At 70.1% G+C, this 23423-nt stretch carries 21 protein-coding genes and 1 pseudogene; 11 read left to right on the top strand and 11 right to left on the bottom strand.

Annotation, left to right across the window (positions count from 1 at the left end; all coding sequences use genetic code 11):
* Positions 1–387: 387 nt before the first annotated feature.
* On the bottom strand, positions 388–1173 hold the full coding sequence (locus tag MMG85_RS10455) for a TSUP family transporter (protein ID WP_241045989.1): 786 nt from the start codon (positions 1171–1173) through the stop codon (positions 388–390).
* A 337-nt stretch (positions 1174–1510) separates the two neighbouring features.
* Here MMG85_RS10455 and MMG85_RS10450 point away from each other — a divergent pair, with 337 nt between their 5' ends.
* From MMG85_RS10450 to MMG85_RS18465, 3 genes are all read left to right on the top strand, one after another.
* Entirely contained in the window at positions 1511–2839 is a 1329-nt protein-coding gene (locus MMG85_RS10450; RefSeq protein ID WP_241045988.1) for an amidohydrolase, read from the top strand.
* A gap of 218 nt (positions 2840–3057) precedes the next feature.
* Complete coding sequence (locus MMG85_RS10445; RefSeq protein ID WP_241045987.1) at positions 3058–5928, top strand: serine/threonine-protein kinase; 2871 nt, start codon at positions 3058–3060, stop codon at positions 5926–5928.
* A 140-nt stretch (positions 5929–6068) separates the two neighbouring features.
* The gene (locus MMG85_RS18465; protein WP_277399825.1) at positions 6069–8945 is read left to right on the top strand and encodes a serine/threonine-protein kinase; all 2877 of its coding nucleotides are present in this window, start codon (positions 6069–6071) and stop codon (positions 8943–8945) included.
* 41 nt (positions 8946–8986) lie between these two features.
* On the opposite strand, the gene MMG85_RS10435 is transcribed toward MMG85_RS18465, so the two are convergent.
* Both MMG85_RS10435 and folE read right to left on the bottom strand, forming a co-directional pair.
* Positions 8987–9370: a YchJ family metal-binding protein gene (locus tag MMG85_RS10435; protein WP_241045986.1), complete on the bottom strand. Its 384-nt coding sequence runs from the start codon at positions 9368–9370 to the stop codon at positions 8987–8989.
* 145 nt (positions 9371–9515) lie between these two features.
* Complete coding sequence (gene folE, locus MMG85_RS10430; protein ID WP_055938462.1) at positions 9516–10121, bottom strand: GTP cyclohydrolase I FolE; 606 nt, start codon at positions 10119–10121, stop codon at positions 9516–9518.
* Positions 10122–10359: 238 nt separating this feature from the next.
* Here folE and dcp point away from each other — a divergent pair, with 238 nt between their 5' ends.
* The 3 genes from dcp to MMG85_RS10415 all read left to right on the top strand — a co-directional run bounded on the left by dcp (position 10360) and on the right by MMG85_RS10415 (position 14328).
* Positions 10360–12501 carry a peptidyl-dipeptidase Dcp gene (gene dcp, locus MMG85_RS10425; protein ID WP_241045985.1) on the top strand — a complete coding sequence of 714 codons (2142 nt, stop codon included), beginning with the start codon at positions 10360–10362 and terminating at the stop codon, positions 12499–12501.
* Positions 12502–12661: 160 nt separating this feature from the next.
* Positions 12662–13072, top strand: a complete 411-nt coding sequence (locus MMG85_RS10420) for a hypothetical protein (protein WP_241045984.1) — start codon at positions 12662–12664, stop codon at positions 13070–13072.
* A 53-nt stretch (positions 13073–13125) separates the two neighbouring features.
* Positions 13126–14328 carry a glycosyltransferase gene (locus MMG85_RS10415; protein WP_241045983.1) on the top strand — a complete coding sequence of 401 codons (1203 nt, stop codon included), beginning with the start codon at positions 13126–13128 and terminating at the stop codon, positions 14326–14328.
* A 6-nt stretch (positions 14329–14334) separates the two neighbouring features.
* On the opposite strand, the gene MMG85_RS10410 is transcribed toward MMG85_RS10415, so the two are convergent.
* Complete coding sequence (locus tag MMG85_RS10410) at positions 14335–15246, bottom strand: LysR family transcriptional regulator (RefSeq protein ID WP_241045982.1); 912 nt, start codon at positions 15244–15246, stop codon at positions 14335–14337.
* A 125-nt stretch (positions 15247–15371) separates the two neighbouring features.
* Here MMG85_RS10410 and MMG85_RS10405 point away from each other — a divergent pair, with 125 nt between their 5' ends.
* Complete coding sequence (locus MMG85_RS10405) at positions 15372–16049, top strand: type 1 glutamine amidotransferase domain-containing protein (RefSeq protein WP_241045981.1); 678 nt, start codon at positions 15372–15374, stop codon at positions 16047–16049.
* Positions 16049–16348, top strand: coding sequence for a putative quinol monooxygenase (locus MMG85_RS10400; RefSeq protein ID WP_241045980.1), 300 nt, complete (start codon positions 16049–16051; stop codon positions 16346–16348). Before MMG85_RS10405 ends, MMG85_RS10400 begins: the two co-directional genes overlap by 1 nt.
* A 16-nt stretch (positions 16349–16364) precedes the next feature.
* Here the strand turns inward: MMG85_RS10400 and MMG85_RS10395 are convergent, their stop codons facing one another.
* Positions 16365–16913, bottom strand: a complete 549-nt coding sequence (locus tag MMG85_RS10395) for a YdeI/OmpD-associated family protein (protein ID WP_241045979.1) — start codon at positions 16911–16913, stop codon at positions 16365–16367.
* An 85-nt stretch (positions 16914–16998) separates the two neighbouring features.
* Positions 16999–17310: pseudogene (locus tag MMG85_RS10390) on the bottom strand (isochorismatase family cysteine hydrolase); the annotation flags it as partial.
* Between the two features lie 160 nt (positions 17311–17470).
* Between MMG85_RS10390 and MMG85_RS10385 the strand changes: the two are divergent.
* Together MMG85_RS10385 and MMG85_RS10380 are read left to right on the top strand one after the other, a co-directional pair.
* Positions 17471–18091, top strand: a complete 621-nt coding sequence (locus MMG85_RS10385; RefSeq protein WP_241045978.1) for a hypothetical protein — start codon at positions 17471–17473, stop codon at positions 18089–18091.
* A 40-nt stretch (positions 18092–18131) separates the two neighbouring features.
* Positions 18132–18530: a hypothetical protein gene (locus MMG85_RS10380; RefSeq protein ID WP_241045977.1), complete on the top strand. Its 399-nt coding sequence runs from the start codon at positions 18132–18134 to the stop codon at positions 18528–18530.
* Here MMG85_RS10380 and MMG85_RS10375 read toward each other — a convergent pair.
* The 3 genes from MMG85_RS10375 to MMG85_RS10365 form a co-directional block, all read right to left on the bottom strand.
* Entirely contained in the window at positions 18524–19021 is a 498-nt protein-coding gene (locus tag MMG85_RS10375; RefSeq protein ID WP_241045992.1) for a YetF domain-containing protein, read from the bottom strand. The two genes, MMG85_RS10380 and MMG85_RS10375, sit on opposite strands and share 7 nt — an antisense overlap.
* A gap of 32 nt (positions 19022–19053) precedes the next feature.
* Positions 19054–19395, bottom strand: coding sequence for a cupin domain-containing protein (locus MMG85_RS10370; protein ID WP_241045976.1), 342 nt, complete (start codon positions 19393–19395; stop codon positions 19054–19056).
* Between the two features lie 177 nt (positions 19396–19572).
* Entirely contained in the window at positions 19573–20079 is a 507-nt protein-coding gene (locus MMG85_RS10365) for a M48 family metallopeptidase (protein ID WP_241045975.1), read from the bottom strand.
* Between the two features lie 74 nt (positions 20080–20153).
* Between MMG85_RS10365 and MMG85_RS10360 the strand changes: the two genes are divergently transcribed.
* On the top strand, positions 20154–20702 hold the full coding sequence (locus MMG85_RS10360; RefSeq protein ID WP_241045974.1) for a DUF2058 domain-containing protein: 549 nt from the start codon (positions 20154–20156) through the stop codon (positions 20700–20702).
* Positions 20703–20769: 67 nt separating this feature from the next.
* On the opposite strand, the gene MMG85_RS10355 is transcribed toward MMG85_RS10360, so the two are convergent.
* Entirely contained in the window at positions 20770–22359 is a 1590-nt protein-coding gene (locus MMG85_RS10355) for a GMC family oxidoreductase N-terminal domain-containing protein (protein ID WP_241045973.1), read from the bottom strand.
* Between the two features lie 124 nt (positions 22360–22483).
* Positions 22484–23269, bottom strand: coding sequence for an alpha/beta hydrolase (locus tag MMG85_RS10350; protein ID WP_241045972.1), 786 nt, complete (start codon positions 23267–23269; stop codon positions 22484–22486).
* Positions 23270–23423 lie beyond the last annotated feature (154 nt).

Genomic DNA, 23423 nt, shown 5'->3' with positions numbered 1-23423 from the left:
CCGGCGTGGCGAGCTTGCTCTCCCGCGGTCGTAGCACCCAAGGTGTGACGCTCGACCACGCCGGCTCTCGGCATCTAATCTGGCAGATCGCCAAGAGATAAGGGTGCCGAAGGCGGGTGAGGGGCGACGAAGCCGCCGAATGAGAGAGGCATGCGATGCCATCGAAGCATCGCGCTCGCCCCTCATCCGGCCCCGTATCAAGTACGGGGCAGGCTCTCCGGCCACCTTCTCCCCGCCTGGCGGGGAGAAGGAGTCAATGTTGCCGTTGGCGTGGGATTACCTGCACATGCCCTGATCCAGCGTGGTCGTGGGAGCGACGTGAGTCGCGAGCTTTTCGCTTCCCCCAACGAAAAGCATCGCGACTCACGTCGCTCCCACAACAACCGATCAAAGGCCGATCCACACCCGCAACGGATGCTGCGGATCCGCCAGCAGGCGGATCGCCAGCGCGATCGACACTGTCACCAGCAGCGGCTTGATGATGCGGGCGCCCTGCTTCATTGCGAAGCGCGAGCCGAGTTGCGCGCCGAGGAACTGGCCTGCACCCATCAGCAGGCCGATCTTCCACAGCACCGCACCGTGGACGAGGAACACCGCGAACGCGCCGAGGTTGGAGCCGAAGTTGAGGAACTTGGTGTGTGCCGTGGCCTTGAGGATGCCGAAGCCGGCCAGCGCCACGAATCCGAGCATCAGGAACGAACCGGTACCCGGCCCGAACACGCCGTCGTAGAAGCCGATCGCCGGCACGAAGGTCAGCGCGAACACCTGCGGGCGCATGCGCTGCTGGCGGTCGACGTGGCCGATATCGGGCTTCAGGCCGAAGTACACGGCGATGCCGACCAGCAGGAACGGCAGCGCCCACTTCAGCCACGCGACCGGGATCACCGTCGCCAGCAGCGCGCCCCCGACGGCCCCGAGCGCGGCCGTCAGCACCATCGGCAGCTGGCCCTTGAGATCGACGTGGCCATGCCGCGCGTAGGCCCAGCTCGCGGACCCCGAACCGAACAGCGACTGTAGCTTGTTGGTGCCCAGCACCTGCAGCGGCGGGATGCCGGCCAGCAGCATGGCGGGAATGGTCACCATGCCGCCGCCGCCGGCGATGGCGTCGATGAAGCCCGCCAGCATCGCGGCGAGGAACAGCAGCAGGAGCACCTGCAGGGCGAGGTCGGGCATGGGGGTTCCGGGGCGGTGACGATGCGTGTCCACCCAACGACCGATGGGCACGACGCGCGCTCATTCTAGTGGAGACCGGAACCGCGGGCGTCGTTCGTGGTGAGCGTCGGGCTCCGTTCGTGGTGAGCCTGTCGAACCACGCTTCTCGCGGAAAAGCGGGCCGTTCTGGTGCTTCGATCCAGTGCAAACAGCGTGGTTCGACAGGCTGACCACGAACGGTATCCGGGCACGTTGGCCGACGCGGTGGTCCGTCTCAGGTCGTAAGCGTCGATCTGCTTCCCAACGCCAGAGGACGTATGCGGTTAGCATCGCCGTATCCCGTCCGGAGTCCGACACGATGCGCCACGCACGTCCGTTGATCGTTTCCCTGCTTGCCGCCGCACTGTCCACGGCCTTGCCTGCCGTCGCACAGGACGGCGCAACCACGCAGCGTCCCGAGGTCGCCGCCGCCGGCAAGGCCGTACAGCAGCAGGTGGTCGACTGGCGCCGGCATTTCCACCAGTACCCGGAACTGTCCAACCGCGAGGAACAGACAGCCAAGCGCGTGGCCGACGAGCTGCGCAAACTCGGACTGCAGCCGCGCACCGGCATCGCGCATCACGGCGTCACCGCGGTGATCAAGGGCAGCAAGCCCGGTCCGCACATCGCGCTGCGCGCCGACATGGATGCGCTGCCGGTGACCGAGCGCAACAAGCTGCCGTTCGCGTCGAAGGCCACCGCCACGTACCGCGGCGAAACGGTCGGCGTGATGCACGCCTGCGGCCACGATGCGCACACCGGCATCCTGCTGGGCGTGGCGAAGGCGCTGGTGGCGATGCAGGACCAGTTGCCCGGCGAGGTGCTGCTGGTGTTCCAGCCTGCCGAGGAAGGCGCGCCCGCCGGCGAAGAGGGCGGTGCGTCGCTGATGCTGGCCGAAGGCGTGTTCAATGACTTCAAACCGGAAGCGGTGTTCGGCCTGCACGTGTTCTCGTCCATCCCGGTGGGCCAGATCGGCGTGCGCCAGGGTCCGCTGATGGCGGCGTCCGACAGCTTCACGCTGAAGGTCGTCGGCCGGCAGACGCACGGCTCGCGGCCGTGGGGCGGCGTGGACCCGATCGTGGCGATGGCCGACGTGATCGGCACCGCGCAGACCATCGTCAGCCGCCGCACCGACATCTCGAAACTGCCGGCGGTAGTCAGCTTCGGCGCCATCAAGGGCGGCATCCGCTACAACATCATTCCCGACGACGTGGAAGTGGTCGGCACCATCCGCACCTTCGACGACGGCATGCGGCAGAAGATCTTCGCCGACCTGAAAAACGTCGCCACCCACGTGTCCGCCGCGCACGGTGCGAAGGTGGAGGCCAGCGTGCCCGACAACGACGGCAACCCGGTGACCGTCAACAATCCCGCGTTGACTGCGCGCATGCTGCCCAGCCTGCAGGCCGTGGTCGGCGCCGACAACGTCATCACCCCGCCGCTGCAGATGGGCGCGGAGGACTTCTCGTTCTATGCGCGCGAAGTGCCGTCGATGTTCTTCTTCGTCGGCAGCACCGCCAGGGGCATCGACCCGATCAGCGCGCCCAGCAACCATTCGCCGGAGTTCATGCTGGACGAGGGCTCGCTCGACATCGGCCTGCGCTCGCTGCTGCAGGTGACGCTGGACTACCTGCACAGCGCGCGCTGACACACGTGCTACGCATCGCCTCACAGTAACGGCGCGCCCGCGGCGCACGCGGGGATTGATGCGGCCGCCGCCGGGGACAACAATGCGGCTGTCCGGCACGGACTGCCCAGCAGGGATATGGCCATCGCCACTTCCATCGCGCGCATCATCGGCACCCGGTTCCGCTGCGGGAACGTGGCGGGGCACGGCGGCGGGCCGCGCCTGGGCGCAGGGCCGGCATGAACGCCGCCTTCGCCCGCGCCCTGGCGCTGTTCGATGAAGTCGTGGCGCTGCCCGCCGCGCAGCGCGCGCAGCGGCTGGCCACGCTCGCACGCGAGGAACCGGCGGCGCATGACGCGCTGCAACGGCTGCTGGCGACCGACGACAGCCTGGACGACGACGACGCGCACGCACTGGACGGGCTGCACGACGTGCTCTTCGCCGACACCGGCGCGAGCGGCGCCGATCCGCACCTGGGCGCGCGGCTGGGGCCATGGCGGATCGAGGGGGTCATCGACAGTGGCGGCATGGGGACGGTCTACGAGGCCTGGCGCGACGACGGCCAGTACCGGCAGCGCGTCGCGCTGAAATGCATGCGCCACGAACTGTCCTCGCCGCGGCTGGTGGAAAGCTTCCTGCGCGAGCGCGAGACGCTGGCGGCGCTCGACCATCCCGGCATCGCCACGCTGATGGATGGCGGCATCGACGGCGCGGGACGGCCGTGGTTCGCCATGCGCTACGTCGACGGCATGCCCATCGATGCGTGGTGCCACGTGCACCGGGCCAGCATCGAACAGCGCATCGACCTGCTGGTGCAGGCCTGCGGGGCGCTGGCCTATGCGCATGCGCGGCTGGTGCTGCACCAGGACATCAAGCCGGCCAACCTGCTGGTCAACACCGAGGGCCAGGTGCAGTTGCTGGACTTTGGCCTGACCGCCTCGCTGGCGGCCGATGCGCTGGCGCCGCGCATCGCGATTTCCGAGGGGTATGCGCCGCCGGAGGCCACCCGCGGCGATCGTCCGACCGTGGCGTCGGACCTCTGGTCGCTCGGCATGGTGATGTACCGGCTGCTGTGCGAGCGGCTGCCGACCACCGCCTCGCGGTGGTGGCTGACGGACCCCGCCACGGCGCCGCCGCCCGCCCCGATGTCGCAGCTGGCCGTGGACCTGCCCGAAGCCGAGGCGCGCGTGCGGGGCGCCAGGGATGCGCGCACGCTGTCGCGCCGGCTGGCCGGCGACCTGGATGCCATCGCCCTGCGCTGCATCGCCTTCGATCCCGCCGAGCGCTATCCCTCCGCCAACGCGCTGCGCGAGGACCTGCTCGCCTGGCGCAGCCGGCGGCCCGTGCAGGCGCGCAACGGTGGCCTGCTGTATCGCGGCGGGCGCTTCGTCGCCCGCCATCGCGTGGCGGTGGGACTGGCCGGGCTGGTCGGGCTGACCCTCGCCGTCGGCGGCAGCATGGCCGCCTGGCAGGCCGAACGCAGCGCGCGCGAGGCGGCCGCGACGGTGGCGCTGTCGCAGGTGTTCGAGCAGACCCTGGGCGTGGCCACGCTGTCGGGGCTGGGCGATACCGCGCTGTCCTCGCGCGACCTGCTGCAGGACACCGAACGGCGCGTGCGCGCGGTCGCCGGCGACGGACATCCGGCCGTGCTGGCGCGTGGGCTGGCGATCCTGGCGCGCAACTACACCGTGCTGGGCGACTACCGGCGCGCCACCGCGCTCGCCCGCGAGGCCGCCGCGCTGCAGGGCACCGACCGGCTGGCACGCGCCCAGCAGCAGGCCACGCTGGCGGCCCTGCTCACGCTGCAGGGCGAATCGGCCGAGGCGCACCGCATCGCGCAGGCCACCCTGGCAATGCTCGACGACGCGGACCCGGCGCAGACCGGCCTGCGCCTGCAACTGATGACCACGCTGGCCCGCAGCCAGTGGAACCAGATCGAACGCGGCGAGGCGCAGCGCACGCTCAACGCGGCGCTGGCGCTGGCCACGGCGTCCGGCGATGCGGTCGCCCAGGCCGAGCTGTACCTGCTGCGCGGCTATTGGCGCAGCCGCCTGATCCGCTTCCGCGAGGCCGAGGCCGACCTGCGCCAGTCGATCGCGCTCGCCTCCCCGCATGCACCGCTGGTCGCCAACGATGCGCGCCAGTCGCTGGTCAGCGTGATGCTGCTGCAGGAGCGGCCGGCCGACGCGGCCCAGGTCGCCTCTGACCTGCTGCACGAGGCAAGTCAGCGCCTCGGCGAGCAACACCCGCTGGTGGGCCGCGCCTGGCGCATCGTCGCCAACGTCGAGTGCGTGCGCACCGAGCTGGAAGCCTGCGCCTCGTCGATCGCCCGCGCCGAGGCGATCGTGCGCCGGCACTTCGGCGAGGACCATCCGGAATACGCGGACGTGCTGCGCGTGCGCTCGCTGCTGGGCACCTACGGGCAGGACAGCGCGTCCGACGGCCTGGCGCTGCTGCGCCAGGCGCACGCGATCATGCTGGCCTCGTACCCGGAGGAGCACGAGAACGTGCAGCGCATCCGCAGCTTGCTGGCCGGACGCCTGTTCTTCACCAGCACGAGTGCGCCGCCGGCGCAGCGCGGACCGCTGCGCGACGAGGGCATCGCCCTGCTGGAATCCTCGCTCGCCAGGCCCGCCGTCAACGAGTTGCCGCTGCAACCCGCGCACCGGTCGGTACTGGCGCGGGCGCTGATGGCACGCGATGCCGCCGGCGACCGCACCCGCGTGCGCGTGCTGCTCGACGAGAACGCCCGCCTGATGCAGGCCTACCCCGAGCACTACAGCTTCCGCTTCAACGACCGCATCGGCGAAGCCCGGCTGCGGCTGCGCGAAGGCGATGCCGCTGGCGCCGATGCGCTGCTGGTGGCGCTGGAGCCGGCGCTGCGGCGCCACCAGGGCGTCACCAACAACCGCTTTCTGCTGCGCAACCTCTGGCTGGTGCGTGCGGAGATCGCCGCCCGACGCGGCGATCAGGCGAAGGCACGCGGCTTCATCGCCGAGGCGCTGCGGCATACCGCGTCGGCCTTCGGTCCGGAACACCGCGCCACCCTGACGCTGAAACAGCAACTGGCCGAGTTCGACCGCACGGGCACGCTTCCGTCGCTGCCCTAGCGCCTCTCATCGCCGCCGCTGCGGGCCGTTGCCGCCTGCCGGGCGCGGCGCCACAATGCCGCGCGCATGCACCGCCCTCCTCGCCAGCCCTCCGCCTCCGGCTACGCGGCGTACTTCCCGGTTCCCGGGATCCACGCGCCATGAGCCAGGTGTTCGCGCGCGCGCTGGCGCTGTTCGACGACTGCGTGGCCATGCCGCCCGCCGAGCGCGCCGCCCTGCTGGCCGACCTCGCCCGCCGCGACCCGGAAGGCCATCGCGCGCTGCAGCTGCTGCTGGCGTCGGATGCCGCCCTGCAGCGGGCGGGCACGCGCGACCTGCTGCCCTCGACCTCGCTGGACGCGCTGCGCCTGCGGTCCGCCGCCGCGCGTCGCGATGACGCCGATGCGCTGAACAGCAGCGGCGACGCGCGGGTCGGCAGCCGCCTGGGTCCGTGGCGGATCGAGCGGATCCTCTCTTCCGGCGGCATGGGCACGGTGTACGAAGCCTGGCGCGACGACGACCAGTACCAGCAGCGCGTCGCGCTGAAGTGCATCCGCAGCGAGCTGACCTCGCCGCGGCTGGTCGAGAGCTTCCGCCGCGAACGCGAAACCCTGGCCGCGCTGGACCATCCCGGCATCGCGACGGTGTTCGATGGCGGCATCGAACCGGACGGTCAACCGTGGTTCGCGATGCGCTACGTGCAGGGCGCGCAGATCGATGCCTGGTGCGATGCGCGCAAGGCCGGCCTGCGCCAGCGCGTGGCACTGCTGGTGCAGGCCTGCGATGCACTGGCCTATGCGCATGCCCGGTTCGCCCTGCACCAGGACATCAAGCCGTCCAACCTGATGGTCACCGACGCCGGCCAGGTGCAGCTGCTCGACTTCGGCCTGACCGCATCGCTGGCGGCCGACGACGCCCGGCCGCGGCTGGCCGCATCGCAGGGCTACACCGCACCGGAGGCGCTGGCCGGCGCGCCGCCGGCCGTCACCATGGATGTGTGGTCGATGGGCATGCTGGCGTACCGCCTGCTGGGGGGCACGCCGCCGGCCTCCACCCGCGCTCTGTCGAGCATGCTGGAACGGCAGGACGACCCGCCGCCCGCGATGTCGCAGCTGGCCGCACAGGGCCCGGTGGCGAATGCCCAGGCCCGCGGCTTCGCCACGCCGGATGCGCTGGCGCGCGCCCTGGCCGGCGACCTGGATGCCATCGCGGCGCGCTGCATCGCGCACGCGCCCGCACAGCGCTATGCCTCGGTCGCGGCGCTGCGCGACGACCTGCAGGCGTGGCTGCAGCGCCGCCCGGTCAGCGCGCGCAACGGCGGCATCGCCTATCGCGGCGCACGCCTGCTGGCCCGCCACCGGCTGGTCGCCTCGCTGGCTGCGCTGACCCTGGTGGTGGCCACGGCCAGCGTGGGCGTCCTGGTGTCGCAGGAACGCCGTGCCGCGCGCGAGACCGCCTCCGGCCGGGCGCTGTCGCAGGTGTTCGAACGCATGCTGGGACACGCCACCCTGTCGGGCCTCGGCGATACCCCGATGTCCTCGCGCGCGATGCTGCAGGACACCGAACGCCAGGTCCGCACCCTGCCGCTGCACGAGCATCCGGTGGTACTGGCACGCGGACTGTCGATGCTGGCCCGCAACTACGCGGTGGTCGGCGACTACGACCGCGCCACCGGCCTGGCGCAGGAAGCCGCCCGCCTGCAGGGACACGATCCCGCCGCCCAGGCCACCGCCCGGGCCACGCTGGCGGCGCTGCTCAACCTGCAGGGCCGGCCGCGAGAGGCACAGGCGGCGGCGCGCGCCGGCCTGGCCGTGCCGGGCACTGCCGATGCCACGCCCGCACGCCTGCAACTGTTGACCGAACTGGCACGCAGCCACTGGGACCTGGGCGAACACGACCTCGCCCGGCGTGCCCTCGACCAGGCGCTGGCGCTGTCCGAGCGTGCCCAGCTGCCGTCGTCGCAGGCCGAACTGCTGACCCTGCGCGGTTACTGGAACACGCGCCTGGCCCGCTTCGCCCAGGCCGACGCCGACCTGCGCCGCGCCGCGGCCGTCGCCACGCCCGCCTTCCCGCTGGTCGCCAATGAGGCGCGGCGGGTGCTCGCGCAGAACCTGTTGCTGCAGGAGCACATCGCCGAGGGCCAGCAGGTCGCCGACACGCTGCTGGCCGACTACCGGCAGCGCCTGGGCGATTCGCACCCGCTGGTGGGCCGGGCCTGGCGCGTGGTGGCGAACCTGCAGTGCGCCGGCGGACAGCTGGACGCCTGCGCGGCGTCCATCGCGCAGGCCGAGCGCATCGTCCGGCTGCACTACGGCGACGACCATCCGGAGTTCGCCGATGTGCTGCGGGTGCGCTCGCTGCTCGGCATGTGGGGCAAGAACGACCCGCGCGACGGCATCGCGCGCCTGCGCCGCGCCGAAGCGCTGCTGCTCACCACCTATCCACCGCAGCACGAGACCGTGCTGCGCGCACGCTCGATGCTGGCGCGGCGCCTGCTCTTCCTCAGCGATGAGGGCCTGGACGAAGCCATCAGCCTGATGGAGACGGTGCTGGCAGACCACGAGAAAGGCCACCTGCAGCCGCAGCCCATCCACCGCATCACCCTCGCGGAAGCGCTGATCAAACGCGGACGCAGTGGCGACCTGCCGCGCGCACGCCAGCTGTTCGAGCAGAACGAGATCGCCCTGCGCGCCTATCCGCCGACCTACAGCATGGCGTTCTACAACCGCTATCTGATGGCGGACGTCACCCGCAAGGCGGGCGACCCGGCACGCGCCGACGCGATGCTGCAGGACATGCTGGCGCCGCTGCGACAGCACCTGACCACCACCAACAACCGGCTGCTGCTGCGCGACGTGCTGCTGCTGCGCGGGTTGATTGCCCTGCACCAGGGCGACCGGCCTGCGGCGCGGGCGCTCCTGGTGCAGGCGGTGGACCACGCCAAGACCGCCTTCGGCAGCGAGCACCCGGCCTACCTGCGGACGCGCGCGCAACTCGACGCGCTGGATCGCACCGGAACCTTCGCGTTGCTGCGCTGAGTCCGTAGCGCGCCGGCATCGCGCCGGCATCGCGCCGCGCTTCAGTGGTGCTCGCCGTCCACGTAGTACCAGCGTCCGTCGAAGCGCACGAAACGGCTGCGCTCCTGCATGCGCACCGCACTGCCACCGCCGATGCGATAGCGCGCCACAAATTCCACCTCGGCCGTGTCCGGCCCGGTGACGCGATGCGCCTTCACGGTCAGGCCGAGCCAGGTGGTTGTCGCTGACCCCGGCGTGTCCAGGCCGAGCTCTTCCGGACGCGTGTCCGGATGCCAACTGGCGCGCAGGTAGGCGGCATCGCCGAGCACATAGGCGCTGTAGCGCGAGCGCATCAGCGCTTCGGCATCGGGCGCGGGCTCACCGGCGTGGTACCGGCCGCAGCACGCGGCGTAGTCGCGGCCGGTGCCGCAGGGACAGGGGGTCATGCTTGTGACCCCTGTAGGAGCGACGTCAGTCGCGACCGCGCACTTTCCGACAACAGGACGACGGGCGTCGCGGGATACCTCTGCCAGAAGGACAACGACGTCATGCGGTCGCGACTCACGTCGCTCCTACAACATGGCCCTCGGCTCACCGCCTGCCGTTGCCCGTCTCGATGAAGCGCAGGAACTCGGCCCGCGTGCGCGCGTCCTCGCGGAAGGTGCCCAGCATCTTGCTGGTCACCATGCTGACGCCGCGTTTGTGCACGCCGCGGGTGGTCATGCATTCGTGCGCGCCGTCGACCACGACCGCCACGCCGCGCGGGTGCAGCACGTCCTGGATGCACTGCGCGATCTGCGCAGTCATCTTCTCCTGCACCTGGAAGCGGCGCGCATACACGTCCACCACGCGCGCCAGCTTGCTGATGCCCACCACCTTGCCGTCGGGCAGGTAACCCACGTGGGCGCGGCCGATGATCGGCGCCATGTGGTGCTCGCAGTGGCTCTCGAACTCGATGTCGCGCAGCACGATCATCTCGTCGTAGCCGGCGACTTCCTCGAACGTGCGCGCCAGGTACTCGCGCGGATCGATCTGGTAACCGCTGAACCAGTCGCGGTAGGCCTTGGCCACGCGCTTGGGCGTGTCCAGCAGACCTTCGCGGGTGGGATCCTCGCCCGCCCATTCGAGCAGCACGCGCACGGCGTCCTCGGCCTGCGCCTGGCTCACCTTGGCGGATTTGTCGTCGGACTGGCTCATCGCGTGGATTCCTGCGGGGGGCGTGGAGGATAACGCATCTGTCTGGCCGAGCCCTTACGGCGCCACTGCACGACTGGATGCAGTGCACACGCTTTGCCCCATGTGGCGGCATGGCCTTGCGAGTGCCCTCCACCGCCGCCGGGCACTCGCCAAGCCGCGCTCGCACGCGCACGCTGGGCGCGCCTCCCCGTGACGGGCGCTCCCGTCGTCTTTCCATTGCCTGTTCCGGAGTCACTCCATGCTGCGTACGCTGTTGCTCTCCTCCGCCCTCGCCGTCGCCCTGTCCGCCTGTGGCGACCGCCCTGCCGCCGAATCCGCCATGCCCGCCGACACCGCCCTCCAGGACCACAATCCCCTTTACGTCACCAGCGCGCTGCCGTTCCAGGCACCGCCGTTCGACAGGATCAAGGACGCCCACTACCAGCCCGCGATCGAAGAAGGCATGCGGCGGCACCTGGCCGAGGTACGCACCATCGCCGACAACCCCGCGCCGGCCACGTTCGCCAACACCTTCCTCGCGCTGGAACAGAGCGGCATGTTGCTGACGCGTGCGAGCAGCGTGTTCTTCGCGATGACGGGCGCCCACACCAATCCCACGCTGCAGGCCGCCGAGGAAGCACTGGCGCCCAAGCTGGCCGACCACAGCGACAGCATCCACCTCGATCCCAAGCTCTTCGCCCGCGTGAAGTCGGTCTACGACGCCCGCGACACGCTCGGCCTGACGCCCGAGCAGAAGACCGTGGTCGAACACACCTACGACGGCTTCGTCCGCGCCGGTGCGCAGCTCTCCGATGCCGACAAGGCCGAGCTGCGCGCACTCAACAGCGAGGAGTCCTCGCTGACCACCGCCTTCGGTAGCAAGCTGCTGGCCGCCGGCAACGCGGGCGGTGTGTTCGTTAGCGACAAGGCGAAGCTCGATGGCATGGACGAGGGCGCGATCGCCGCCGCGGCTGGTGCCGCCAACGCCGCGGGCAAGGACGGCCAGTGGCTGCTGAGCCTGCAGAACACCACCCAGCAGCCGGTGCTGGCCTCGCTGAAGGACCGCGCGCTGCGCGAGCAGGTGATGGCCGCCTCGCTGGGCCGCGCCGAGAAGGGCGACGGCAACGACACCCGCGCAACCCTCCAGCGCCTGGCCGAACTGCGCGCACGCAAGGCGCAGCTGCTGGGCTTTCCCAACTACGCCGCCTACAGCATCGCCGACCAGATGGCCGGCACGCCGGAGGTGGCGCTGAAGCTGCTGACCGACACCGTGCCCGCCGCCACCGCGCGTGCGCGTGCGGAACTGGCCAAGATCCAGGGCGTGGTCGACGCGCAGCAGGGCGGCTTCACCGCTGGCGCGGCCGACTGGGATTTCTATGCAGAGCAGGTCCGCAAGGCCGAGTTCGACCTGGACGAATCGCAGATCAAGCCGTACTTCGAGCTGGACCGCGTGCTGAAGGACGGCGTGTTCTTCGCCGCCAACCAGCTGTACGGCATCACGGCGAAGGAGCGCAAGGACATCCCGGTTTATCACCCGGACGTGCGCGTGTTCGACATCATCGACGCCGACGGCAAGCCGTTGGCGCTGTTCTACCTGGATCCGTTCAAGCGCGAGAGCAAGCAGGGCGGCGCGTGGATGGGCAATTTCGTCGAGCAGAACGGCCTGACCGGCGACATCCCCGTGGTCTACAACGTGGAGAACTTCACCAAGCCCGCCGCCGGCCAGCCCGCGCTGCTCAGCTTCGACGACGTCACCACGCTGTTCCATGAGTTCGGCCATGCGCTGCACGGCTTCTTCTCGAAAACGAAGTACCCCAGCGTGGCCGGCACCAATGTGCCGCGTGATTTCGTCGAGTTCCCGTCGCAGTTCAACGAGCACTGGGCGCTGGACCCGAAGGTGTTCGCCCACTACGCCAAGCACCACCAGACCGGCGAGGCGATGCCGCAGGCGCTGGTCGACAAGATCGTCAAGGCGCGCACCTTCAACCAGGGCTACGCCACCACCGAATACCTGTCGGCGGCGCTGCTGGATCTTGCCTGGCACCTGCAGCCGGCCGGCGCCGGCAAGCAGGACGTGGATGCGTTCGAGCAGCAGGCGCTGGCGACGTACAAGGTGGACATCGCCGCGGTGCCGCCGCGCTACCGCACCAGCTACTTCAGCCACATCTGGGGCGGCGGCTACGCGGCCGGCTACTACGCCTACTTCGGCGCGGAGGTGCTGGACCACGACGCCTTCCAGTGGTTCCGCGAGCACGGCGGCCTGACCCGCGAGAACGGCCAGGTCTTCCGCGACAAGGTGCTGTCGATCGGCCACTCGCGCGACCTCGCCACGGCCTACCGCGACTTCCGCGGCAAGGACCCCAGCGTCGAGCCACTGCTGGAGCATCGCGGGTTGAAGTAGCACCACGCCGTCATCGCAACACCGAAGAAGGCCCGCGCGAGCGGGTCTTCTTTTTGCCGACACGCGTCCACGTGAGTGTGGGCCGACGGTTTGTCGTACCTGGGTGTACGCACTAGAGTCTGGCGGCATCGGATAGCCGTGCTTACTTAAGGATCACGTGATGACGGACGCATCAACCCGGAGCCTGCGCTTACCTCATCATCCCCTGCCATGCAGCCTGATGGCGTTCGTGCTTTCCACGCTCACCGCCTGCGCGGACGCGGCCTTGGCACCGGACTACTCCCGGGACGCCGTACAGCCCGTCGTCGTGCAGGCAACCGCTGACGGCGAGGCACGCATCCGCTTCGCCTCGCCGCCGGAAAGTCTGTACTACGCGGCCGGCGTGTCCTACCGGGCGAACGGCGATGAACTGCAGGTCGTGATCGACCGCTGCCCCATCCGCGGCGACTGCACGACGATGGCGAAGGGGACGCGCCTCGGCGACGGGCGCACGACCGAGGTCCGCGTGCCGCTCGATGGCAGGCGTCTGGTGATGATCCATACCGACGACGTGCAGTCCCTCGTTCCGTAACGGCGGCCGAGGCGTCGACGCGGCGTGGATCCGGCGATGCGTATCCTGCACGCATGAAACTGCTGATCATCACCTACGGTACCGAGGGCGATACGCGTCCGCTGGCGGCGCTGGGCCATGCGCTGATGCAGGCGGGGCACCAGGTCGAACTGCTCGGCGATGCCAGCACGCTCGGCGTCGCGCAGGCGCTGGGCTTGCCGTCGCGCGCGCTGGCGGGCGACATCCGCGCGACGATCGCCGCCGACGGTGCGATGCGCGACATCACGCGCAACCTGGCCCGCCTGACCATCGCGCACAGTGGCGACTGGCTGGGTCAGGCCATCGAGGCCGGCCGGGGTTGCGACGCGATCATCGTTTCCGGGCTGGCGGCCTTCGTCGGCCTGTCGGCGGCGGAAGCGCTGCGCGTGCCGGCGATCGGCGCGATGCTGATCCCGATCTCGCCGACCGCCGCGTTCGCGTCGCCGTTCCTGCCGCTCACGCCGCCACGCCTGTTCAATCGCGCCAGCCACCATCTGTTCGGCGAACTCAGCTGGCGCCTGTTCCGCACCGCGACCAACCGGGCACGCGCGCAGGCGGGCCTGCCGCCGCGACGGTCGCTGTCGACCGAGCATCCGATGCTCTACGGCGTCTCGCCCGCGCTGGTGCCGCGCCCTGCCGACTGGCCGGACAACGCGCACGTCTGCGGGCAATGGGTGCCGCCGCTGGCGACGGCGTTCACCCCGCCGGACGCTCTGCGTGCCTTCCTCGATGCCGGCGAACCGCCGGTCTACATCGGCTTCGGCAGCATGGCCGGCTTCGACAACGCGCGGCTGATGAGGGCAGTGGCCGGCGCCGTCGGTGAGCGGCGCGCGCTGTTCAACGCGGGCTGGAGCGGCATCGACGCGACGCGGCTGCCGGCCAATTTCCATGCCGTCGGCCACGTGCCGCACGACTGGCTGCTGCCACGCTGTGCGCTGGCGATCCATCATGGCGGTTCCGGCACCACGCATTCGGCCTGCCGCGCCGGGATTCCCTCGGTGATCGTGCCGTTCGCCGGCGACCAGTTCTTCTGGAACGCGCGCCTGCGCGCTGCCGGCGTGATGCACCACGCGCTGAAGGGCACCACGATCACCGCCGACGCGCTGGGCGCCGCGCTTGCGTATGCCGGCAGCGAGACCGCGCGCGAGAGCGCGAAGGCGCTCGGCCACGCCATGCAGCACGAAGATGGCTGCACCACCGCCGTGCGCCTGGTGGAGCGCTACGCGACGCCACGCTGAGCGGGCTCAGGCCGCCGCCTCGTCTCTGCCTGCATCCTCCAGCAGGAAGTCGCGCAGCAGCCGCGCGCTGGGGCCGATGCGGCGGCCGTGCACCAGGAAGATCTCCAGCGGCGCGGTCTCCACCTCGGGCAGCACGCGGACCAGTTCGCCAGACGCCAGCGGTGCGGCAGCGTCGTAGGCAGGCAAGCGTGCGATGCCTTCCCCCGCCAGCACGAAGGCCAGCCGCGACGCCGCGCTGTCGGTGACCAGGTCGCCCTGCACCGGCACATCGACGGCGTGGCCGTTCTCGCGCACCGTCACCGAGCGCAGGCTGGGCGGATAGATCACCCAGCGGTGCTGGTCCAGCTCCGCCACCGTGGCCGGTGCGCGGTAGCGGCGCAGGTAGGCCGGCGCAGCGCAAAGCAGGGTCGGCTCGCGCACCAGGCGACGCGCGACCAGGTCCGAATCGGCGAGCGGCCCGGCCCGCACCGCCAGCTCGATGCCCTGCTGCACCAGGTCGACGTTGACGTCGTTCATCGCCACGTGCAGGCGGATGGCCGGATAGCGGCGGCGGAATTCCAGCAGTGCCGGCAGGATGCGTTTGTTGCCGAAGTGGTGCGAACAGGTGATGCGCACTTCGCCGCGCGGTTCGGCACGCAGCAGTTCCATCCCGCGGATGCCGTCGTGCGCCTCGTCGAGCAGGCGCTCGCAATGCACGCGGAAGGCCTCGCCGGCCGGCGTCAGGCTGAAGCTGCGCGTGCTCCGCTGCGCCAGCGGCACGCCGAGTTTGGTTTCGAGCACGCGGATGTGGTGGCTGACCACGGCGCGGGTCAGTCCCAGCGCGCGGGCGCCCGCGGCGAAGCTGCCGCTGCGCACGACGGTGGCGAACACCGCCATGGCCCGCAGTTCGTCGAGGATCGGGGACGGATGATGGCTCACGGCGGGATTGTCTTATCCAGTGTGACAATGCGTCAATCGCGGCAGTGCTACTCGCGCCGCCGGCATGCGCCTACTGTTCGTTTCGCCCTGAAACCCCGGGCCCATCGAACCCCAAGGAGTATGTCATGAGTGTCAAGCATGTCCTGTTTGTTGTGACAAACGCCGGCAAGATCGGGCCGCACGAGCGCCCGACCGGCTTCTTCTTCCCCGAGATCGCCCACCCGTTCGAGGTGCTGGACCAGGCCGGCATCGCGGTCGAGTTCGCCTCGCCGCAGGGCGGCCAGACCCCGCACGACGGCCTCGACGGCACCGACCCGGCACAGGCCGCGTTCTTGGACAGCGCCGCGTTCCGCCGCCTCAACCGCAGCCGCCCGTTGTCCGAGGTGGACGTGCTGGACTACGACGCGGTGTTCTTCCCCGGCGGCCTCGGCCCGATGGTCGACATCACCGGCAATCCGGAGGTGCAGGCGCTGGTCCGTCGCGCCTGGGACGCCGGCAAGATCGTCGCCGCCGTCTGCCACGGCCCGGCCGCGTTGCTCGGGGTGACGCTCGCCGACGGCACCCCGCTGGTACGCGGCCGCCAGGTCACCGGTTTCTCCACCGCCGAAGAAGATGGCTACGCCCGCGCCGACGTGCCGTTCGACCTGGAAAGCGCGCTGCGCGAAGAAGGCGGTGACTACGAGGCCGCCGCACCGTGGCAGCCGCACGTCAAGGTCGACGACCGACTGATCACGGGCCAGAACCCGGCCTCGGGCACGCTGGTCGGCGAAGCCATCGTCGCGGCACTGCGGAGCGGGCGCTGATGGACACCGCCACCACGATCACCGTGCTCGCGCAGTGGCGCGTGCGGGAAGGCCGCCTCGACGACGTGCTCGCGCACGTCGCCGGGCTGCGCACCGCCTCGCTTGCCGAACCGGGCTGCCTGCACTACGCGGCCTTCCGCTCCCTCGACGCGGCCGACACGCTGCTGCTGGTCGAACGCTACCGCGACGCCGACGCGCTGGATGCGCATCGCCAGTCGGCGCATTACCGGGCGCTGGTGGTGGAACGGATCCTGCCGCTGCTGGCCGATCGCCAGGTGGAGCTGCTGCAGGCCCGCTGAGCGGTCGCGGGGCGCGTTACTCCGCTGCGACTGGCGCGCCCATGTTGCCCTTGCTGTACATGCCCGAGCGGTCGAAGCAGCAGGCGCGGCGCTTGCCGGACGCGAGCATGTCGCAGGCGGTGGCGATGCGCTTCACGCGCGTCTCTGCCTTCTTGCCCGAGGTGATCCAGTGGATCCAGTCGCGACGCGCCACCGGCGTCAGGCTGGTCCACACCGCCTTGGCGGCGGGCGCGGCGGCGAGTGCCTTGCGGACATCGGGCGGCACCACCGGCTCGGGTTCTTCCTTCACCGGCGCGATCACCAGGGCGACCTTGTCGCTGGCTGCGACACCGGCGGCCTCGCGCAGCGTCTTGTCCACCTTCAGCCAGTGGCTGCCTTCGCCATCGGGTTCCAGCGTGGCCTGGAACGGCGCGCCCGCGAAGGTGCCCTCCACTGTCGTCATGCTGCGCGCTGGCAGCTTCGCGCTGGCCGCCTTCGGCAGGACCAGGAAGGTCCAGCTGGCGTTGTCCGGTTCGGCGGGGCGATGCAGCACCGCCGTGAAACGAATGGATGCAGGCGAGGTCATGGCGTGATGGTAGCGCTGGACGACGGAGGGCGGCTGCGCGCGGCCCGTCTTCATGACGACCCGGGGAACACGCCCTCCATCGCGCAGGATTGATCGCGGCGACCGCGTCCTGCGGCACCCACAGCGCGAACTCGCGCATGTTGGCGTCCTGCGCCGTGGCCAGCACGCATGAATCGGCCGACACGCCGGTCAGCACCAGCCGGCGTACGCCAAGCTTGTCCAGCAGGATCGGCAACGGCGTGGCGAGGAAACCGGAATGCTTCGGTTTCAGCACGTGGTCGTCGTGCGGGCGCGGCGGCAACCGCCGCACGATGGCGGCCGATGCGCCGCCCGCCTCATGGCAGGCCGCGACCAGATCGTCGAATCCGCCCTGCCAGCGCGCGACGTGTTCGTTCATGTAGATCGTCGGCTAGTGCCCGGCGTTGAAGCGTTCACGCAGCGCCGTGATCGTCGCCGCGCCCGTTCCACCTTGTGAACGCCGTGCATGCACGTTCGTCACCTCGTGTTTCCTCCCGTGCGCCTAAAAACAAGGCTCTTTTCCACCACGGAGTCTAGCCATGGCACGTTCCGGCCACGTCAACAAGGCGCAAGTCCATGAACTGCTGCTGCAGGCGCTCGAGACCGAGCGCGGCGGCATCCAGATCTACACCGCCGCGATCAAGGCCGCGGTGAACAAGGACCTGAAGAAGGAGTGGGGCGAGTATCTCGACGAAACCCGCACCCATGAGCAGGTGCTCACGCGCGTGTTCGAGCAACTCGGCATGGATACCGAAGAGGCGTCCCCCGGCCGGGCCGTCGTCGCGCACCAGGGCACCTCGCTGGTGAAAGCCATAGAGATGGCCATGAAGCACGCCACGCCCGCGGCCGCCGAGCTGGTCGCCGCCGAGTGCGTGGTGCTGGCCGAGACCAAGGACCACCAGAACTGGGAACTGATCGGCAAGGTGGTCGAACAGGGCGGCGAACTGGCCAAGGTGCTCGAACCGGCCTACACCGCAGTCGAAAACGACGAAGACCATCACCTGTACCACACGATGGGCTGGTGCCGGGAACTGTGGATCCAGTCGCTGGGCATGCCCGCCGTGCTGCCGCCGCCGGAAGAGGTCAAGCAGGTCGAGACCGCCATCGGCGCTTCGCGGGCCGAACAGGCACGCGACCAGATGCTGGGCCGCAAGCACTGACGGCCGCGCGATGCCACGTCCTGATGCATCCGCCACCGGTATGCACCGCGTCGCCGATGTGCCGCCCGTCGATCCCGCCCTGCTGACGTTCGGCATCGACATTTTCCAGGCGGTGATGACCGGCGCCATGCCGGTGGCCGAGTACGACGGCGACGATCTTCCGTGCCTGGGCATGAACGCAATCACCCGCCAGGTCAGTGGGCACGGACTGACGCCGCAGGAAGAAGCAGCGCTGGTGCTGCGCGTGGTCGCGTTCGGCGAACTGATCGGCCAGGCCGAGAGCGACCGCCGCATCGCCGGACACGTCGCCGCGGCGGGCACGGGCTACCACATCACCCACGCGTTCCTGCAGGCGGCCGCGGGCGCGGACATCGTGCAGCGCGCCGATGGCGGCTTCGCCTACGACCTGGAAAGCGTCGCCGCGCGGCTGGTTCACTGATCGTCGCGCGCGTCCCTGTGCTTGCGGCGAATGAAGGTGATCTCGCCGGACGACTCCAGCACCGCCAGCGCAATCTCGCCCAGCGTGGCGTAACCGGCCGAACGCCGCGCGATGGCGAAGTCGTGTTCGCTCAGCGACTGCCGCGCCAGTTCATCGCGGAACAGCCGGCCGTGGCGCACCAGGATCACCGGCTTGCCTTCCACCACTTCGTCGAAGCGTCGGGAGCGCGAGGACAGTTTGCCGACGCCCCAGTTCAGCCCCAGCAGCGTGGCGGCCAGGATCAGGCCGCCCAGCAACGAGGTGTCCTCGCCGATCAGCGAGTTCTGCACCGCCGTGCCCAGCAGCACCACCACCAGCAGGTCGAACGGCGTGAACTGGCCGACCGTGCGCTTGCCGCTCAGCCGCACCATCACCAGCACCACGACGTACACCGCCACGGCCCGCAACACGAATTCCCACCACGGCATCCCCAACGCGAACAGGCTGCGCACCACACCGTCCATCATCGTCACCTCGTCTGCGCTCAGGGCTTGCCCGCGGGCCGCTCGTCGCCGTCGGCGGCGTAGGCGGGCGGCGAGTAGAAGTTCACCGTCTTCAGCGGCGTGTGGCCGTTGGCGCGGATCTCGTGGCGCTCGCCCCGCTCGATCAGCAACAGACTGCCGGGCCGCAGCGCGCGACGCGCGCCTTCCACGATGGCCACGCCCGTCCCCTCGGCGACGAACAGCCACTGGTCCGCGCCGCGATGACGGTTGTCCGCTCCGCCTTCGCTGTCGCCCGGCGCGATGACCATCTGCGCCGCCTGCACGCCGTTCGCCTCGAACAGCGGAAGAAAGCCGATGCCCATGCGCAGATGCCGGGATTTCATGATGTCGCCGATCGGAAGCCGATGAGGCGTGCAGCATCGATCGCCGCGCGTGCAGGGGCTGTCAACGCATGAAGATCCCGCGCACGCCCGACACCGTAGCCCGGGTCCGCGCAGCGAACCCGGGATGGCTTTCCACGGAAGGTGCCCGAGCCCCCGGGTGCGCTGCGCTTACCCGGGCTACGCCTGCTTCGCGGCGCGCATCTCCATCTGCGTCAGGTACAGGCGCAAATCGAACTCCAGCTGGTGGTAGTCCGGCTCCATGTGCGTGCAGAGCTGGTAGAAGGCCTTGTTGTGCTCGGCTTCCTTGATGTGCGCGAGTTCGTGCACGGCGATCATCTTCAGGAAGTCAGCCGGGGCGTCGCGGAACACGGTGGCGATGCGGATCTCGCGGCTGGCCTTGAGCCTGCCGCCGTGCACGCGGGAGATGGCGGTATGCGTGCCCAGTGCGTGCTTCATCACCTGCAGCGTGCTGTCGTAGACCACCTTGCCCAGCGGCACCGAGCGGCGCAGGTACTGCTCCTTCAGCGCCTGCACGTAGTCGTACAGCTGGCCGTCGCTGCGTACCGCATGCGGCTGGGGGTACTTCTTCGCCAGCATCGGGCCCAGCCCGTCCTGTGCGATCAGCGCGCGCACGCGGGCCTGCAGGTCCTGGGGATAGCCGGCGAGGTACTTCAGGGGTTCCATGGGCGCTGCGCGGACGCGGAGGGTCGGGGACGGCGGGTATGATGGACCGTCACACCCGATCAAGAAACCGCGACATGGCGAAGGGAAATCCGCTGCAGGAACAGCTGCTCAAGGCCGGCCTGGTCAAGAAGTCCAAGCTGGCCGAAGTGGCGCGCGAGCAGAACAAGGCCCGGCATGCCAAGGGCGCGGCCGCGCCCAACGAGATCCAGCGCGAGGCCGAACGCGCGCGCGCCGAGAAGGCCGAGCGCGACCGCGCGCTGGAAGCCGAGCGCAAGGCGCAGGCACGCAGCGCCGAACTGCGCGCACAGGCGCGGCAGATCATCGCCGACCGCAAGGTGCCGCGCAGCGGCGAGCTGGAGTACCGCTTCACCGCGAACGGCGCCATCCGCACCCTGCTGGTCAACGAGGACCTGAAGAAGAAGCTGGCCGCCGGCGTGCTGGTGATCGCACACATCGACGACCGCTACGAACTGCTGCCGCGCGTGGCCGCCGACAAGGTGCGCGAGCGCGATGCCGGCCTGATCGTGCTCGACCACGGCCAGGGCACGCCGGCCGACGCGGCCACCTCCGAGGACGACGACTACTACGCCCAGTTCAAGGTGCCCGACGACCTGATGTGGTGATCCGCCCGGCGTTGCGCTGCTGACGCGCGCGCCGGGATGTGGGGAGACGTCGCCAACCCACACACGATCAGATCCCGTGCGCCTTCCTGATGATCTCCGCCGCCCGCTCGCCGATCACGACGCACGGCGCCATGGTGTTGCCGCTCGGGACGTTGGGCAGGATGGACGCGTCGGCGATGCGCAGGCGGTCGATGCCGTAGACCTGAAGCTGGGCGTCGACCACCGACATAGCGTCGCGTCCCATCTTCGCCGTGCAGGCCTGGTGCCAGAAGGTCACCGCGGCGTCGCGGAGGTAGGCGTCCATCTCGGCCGGGCCCAGGTTTCCCGGCATCGCTTCGCGCTTCAGCAGCTTCCTGAAGGGTGAGGCGTGCGCCATCTCGCGGGCCAGGGCGATGGTCGCCATGGCACCGCGCACGTCGTCGGGGTGCGACAGCGTGTTGGCTTCGATGCGGACGGGCGCGTCGGCATCGGCGCCGGTCAGGTGCACCGAGCCGCGGCTCTTGGGATGCGACAGCCCGGCGAAGGTCATCCAGCCATGCTCCGGCACGCCGCGATGCGCGGTTTCCGGCGTGGGCACCGGGAACTCCAGCTGGCAATGGAAGACGTCGGGCGCGGCCAGTGCGGGGTCGGTCTTCCAGTACAGCGTGGCCTCCGATCCGCCGTTGCCCACGGCCACCGGTGCGTTCGCCTCGAACAGGCAGCCGAAGGACACATGGTCCTGGTGGTTGCGGCCGACGCCGGGCAAGGCCTGGATCACCGGGATGCCGTGCGGCGCCAGTTCCTCTTCCGGACCGATGCCGGACTGCATCAGCACCTTGGGCGTGTTGATGGCGCCCATCGACAGGATCACTTCGCGGTCGGCCAGGATGTGCGTGCGCTGTCCGCCCTGCATGACCTCGACGCCGGTGACGGTGGTGCCGGTGAACAGCAGTCGGCTGACCTGGGCGTGGGTCATCACCGTCAGGTTGGGCTGCCCGAGTCTGGGGAAGATGTACGAACGGAACAGCGACGAGCGCCGGCCCGCCTTCACGATCAGGTCGTTGAGGGCCACGCCGCCACGGCCTTCCATCATGGCGCCGTTGGGACTGTCGAACGTCGGCATGCCGAGGGCTTTCGCCGCCTCGACCATGGCGATGGCCACGGGCTGGGGATGCGGTGGCGTTTCCACGTGCACGGGTCCGCCCTTACCGCGACGGGCGGCGTCGGGCAGGCCGCGCCAGTCTTCGATGCGCCGGTAGATGTCCAGCACCGCGCGGTAGCCCCACGCGTCATCGCCGGCTTCTTCGGCAACATGGTCCCAGTCGGCCTGGTGACCGCGCGCCCACACCATCACGTTGATGCTGGAACTGCCGCCGAGCACCTTGCCCATGTTCAGCGGAATGGCGCGGTGGTTGAGGTGCGGATTGCGCTCGGCCACGAAGGCCCAGTCGCGATCGGAGCCGAGGTTCAGCGGCCACTGCGTCGGCTCCAGGACCTCGGGCACTTCATCCGGGCCGCCCGCCTCGATAAGCAGTACGCGGACGGCGGGATTCTCGGCCAGCCGGCCGGCCAGCGCGCAGCCGGCCGGACCGGCGCCGCAGACGATGAAGTCGTAGCGGCCCGGAGGCCGGGCATCGCTTGGGTGGGAAACAGGAAAGGGACGGTGAGAACGGGACATGGCGGCAGGGACTCCGGGCGCAGGGGGACAGCCGGGCGGCCCGGGGTGGCCGCCCGTCGTGGGGGGAGAAGATGCGAAGGGGACACCTGCGGACGCGCCGGTGAGGCGCGTCCGTAGGCGGGGCTTACCGGGCCGGCTGGCCGGCTTCCCTGGCGGCGCGATCGATCGTGTCGGCCACGACCTTCGGCTGTGTCATGAAGACCGCGTGGCTGGCGGAGACCTTGGTGATGCGGGCTTCGATGCGCTCGGCCATGTGGATCAGCATCGCCTGGTCGAAGGCCTTGTCCTCGGTCGCGATCACCGCCCAGCTGGGCTTGCTGCGCCAGGCCGCGTGCGTCAGCGTGGTGCCGAAGGCGGACATGTTGATGGGCACCTGCGAATCGCGCAGGAACGCCGCGTCGGCATCGGTGGTGTCGTGAGCGAAGCCGGCCTTGAACTTGGCTGGGCTGATGAAGCCGAAGCCGTCGCTGGAGGTGTCGATCACGAACTCCGGCGTGGGCGCGAAGCCGGTGTACTGCTGCGCCGTGGTTTCACCGGCATCCGGTGCGAGCGCCGACACATAGACCAGGCCGGCGACCTTGTCGTGCACACCGGCTTCGGTAATGACCGTGCCCCCCCAGGAGTGTCCGACCAGGATGACGGGGCCGTCCTGCCGATCGAGCACGCGCCGGGTGGCCTGCACGTCATCGGCGAGCGAGGTCAGCGGGTTCTGCACGATCGACACGCGGTAGCCGCGCGCGGTGAGGTCGTCGTAGACCGGGCGCCAGCCGGATCCGTCGGCGAAGGCGCCATGCACCAGCACGACGTTCTTGACCGGACCGGTGCCGCGGGCGGCATCGTCGGCATGGGCGGAGGGCGACAGGCTGGTGGCCAGGGCGGCGGCGAGCAGGGCGGGGATGAGCTTGAACATGGTCGTGTCCTCGGGAAGTGGTGGGCAGCGTTCGGCGTGCGGCGTTGGCCGGCAGGGATACTTTGCGGGCGCATCCGGAACTTTCGGTCACGAATAGTCCTGATAACTTGATCGAACGTACTCTTCCGGCGATGACCTCCTGCCGCGCTGCCCG

It is taken from the genome of Pseudoxanthomonas sp. LH2527 (assembly GCF_022539275.1).
Lineage (GTDB): Bacteria > Pseudomonadota > Gammaproteobacteria > Xanthomonadales > Xanthomonadaceae > Pseudoxanthomonas_A.
This window is presented reverse-complemented; position numbering and strand designations above follow the sequence as displayed.

What these genes read in the sequence shown, in the direction of transcription:
- MMG85_RS10435 (WP_241045986.1), bottom strand. Translation starts at nt 9,370, where the DNA reads ATGACCCCCTGTCCCTGCGGCACCGGCCGCGACTACGCCGCGTGCTGC.
- dcp (WP_241045985.1), top strand. Translation starts at nt 10,360, where the DNA reads ATGCTGCGTACGCTGTTGCTCTCCTCCGCCCTCGCCGTCGCCCTGTCC.
- MMG85_RS10350 (WP_241045972.1), bottom strand. Translation starts at nt 23,269, where the DNA reads ATGTTCAAGCTCATCCCCGCCCTGCTCGCCGCCGCCCTGGCCACCAGC.
- MMG85_RS10450 (WP_241045988.1), top strand. Translation starts at nt 1,511, where the DNA reads ATGCGCCACGCACGTCCGTTGATCGTTTCCCTGCTTGCCGCCGCACTG.
- MMG85_RS10400 (WP_241045980.1), top strand. Translation starts at nt 16,049, where the DNA reads ATGGACACCGCCACCACGATCACCGTGCTCGCGCAGTGGCGCGTGCGG.
- MMG85_RS10365 (WP_241045975.1), bottom strand. Translation starts at nt 20,079, where the DNA reads ATGGAACCCCTGAAGTACCTCGCCGGCTATCCCCAGGACCTGCAGGCC.
- folE (WP_055938462.1), bottom strand. Translation starts at nt 10,121, where the DNA reads ATGAGCCAGTCCGACGACAAATCCGCCAAGGTGAGCCAGGCGCAGGCC.
- MMG85_RS10405 (WP_241045981.1), top strand. Translation starts at nt 15,372, where the DNA reads ATGAGTGTCAAGCATGTCCTGTTTGTTGTGACAAACGCCGGCAAGATC.
- MMG85_RS10360 (WP_241045974.1), top strand. Translation starts at nt 20,154, where the DNA reads ATGGCGAAGGGAAATCCGCTGCAGGAACAGCTGCTCAAGGCCGGCCTG.
- MMG85_RS18465 (WP_277399825.1), top strand. Translation starts at nt 6,069, where the DNA reads ATGAGCCAGGTGTTCGCGCGCGCGCTGGCGCTGTTCGACGACTGCGTG.
- MMG85_RS10370 (WP_241045976.1), bottom strand. Translation starts at nt 19,395, where the DNA reads ATGAAATCCCGGCATCTGCGCATGGGCATCGGCTTTCTTCCGCTGTTC.
- MMG85_RS10380 (WP_241045977.1), top strand. Translation starts at nt 18,132, where the DNA reads ATGCACCGCGTCGCCGATGTGCCGCCCGTCGATCCCGCCCTGCTGACG.
- MMG85_RS10355 (WP_241045973.1), bottom strand. Translation starts at nt 22,359, where the DNA reads ATGTCCCGTTCTCACCGTCCCTTTCCTGTTTCCCACCCAAGCGATGCC.
- MMG85_RS10385 (WP_241045978.1), top strand. Translation starts at nt 17,471, where the DNA reads ATGGCACGTTCCGGCCACGTCAACAAGGCGCAAGTCCATGAACTGCTG.
- MMG85_RS10455 (WP_241045989.1), bottom strand. Translation starts at nt 1,173, where the DNA reads ATGCCCGACCTCGCCCTGCAGGTGCTCCTGCTGCTGTTCCTCGCCGCG.
- MMG85_RS10415 (WP_241045983.1), top strand. Translation starts at nt 13,126, where the DNA reads ATGAAACTGCTGATCATCACCTACGGTACCGAGGGCGATACGCGTCCG.
- MMG85_RS10395 (WP_241045979.1), bottom strand. Translation starts at nt 16,913, where the DNA reads ATGACCTCGCCTGCATCCATTCGTTTCACGGCGGTGCTGCATCGCCCC.
- MMG85_RS10445 (WP_241045987.1), top strand. Translation starts at nt 3,058, where the DNA reads ATGAACGCCGCCTTCGCCCGCGCCCTGGCGCTGTTCGATGAAGTCGTG.
- MMG85_RS10420 (WP_241045984.1), top strand. Translation starts at nt 12,662, where the DNA reads ATGACGGACGCATCAACCCGGAGCCTGCGCTTACCTCATCATCCCCTG.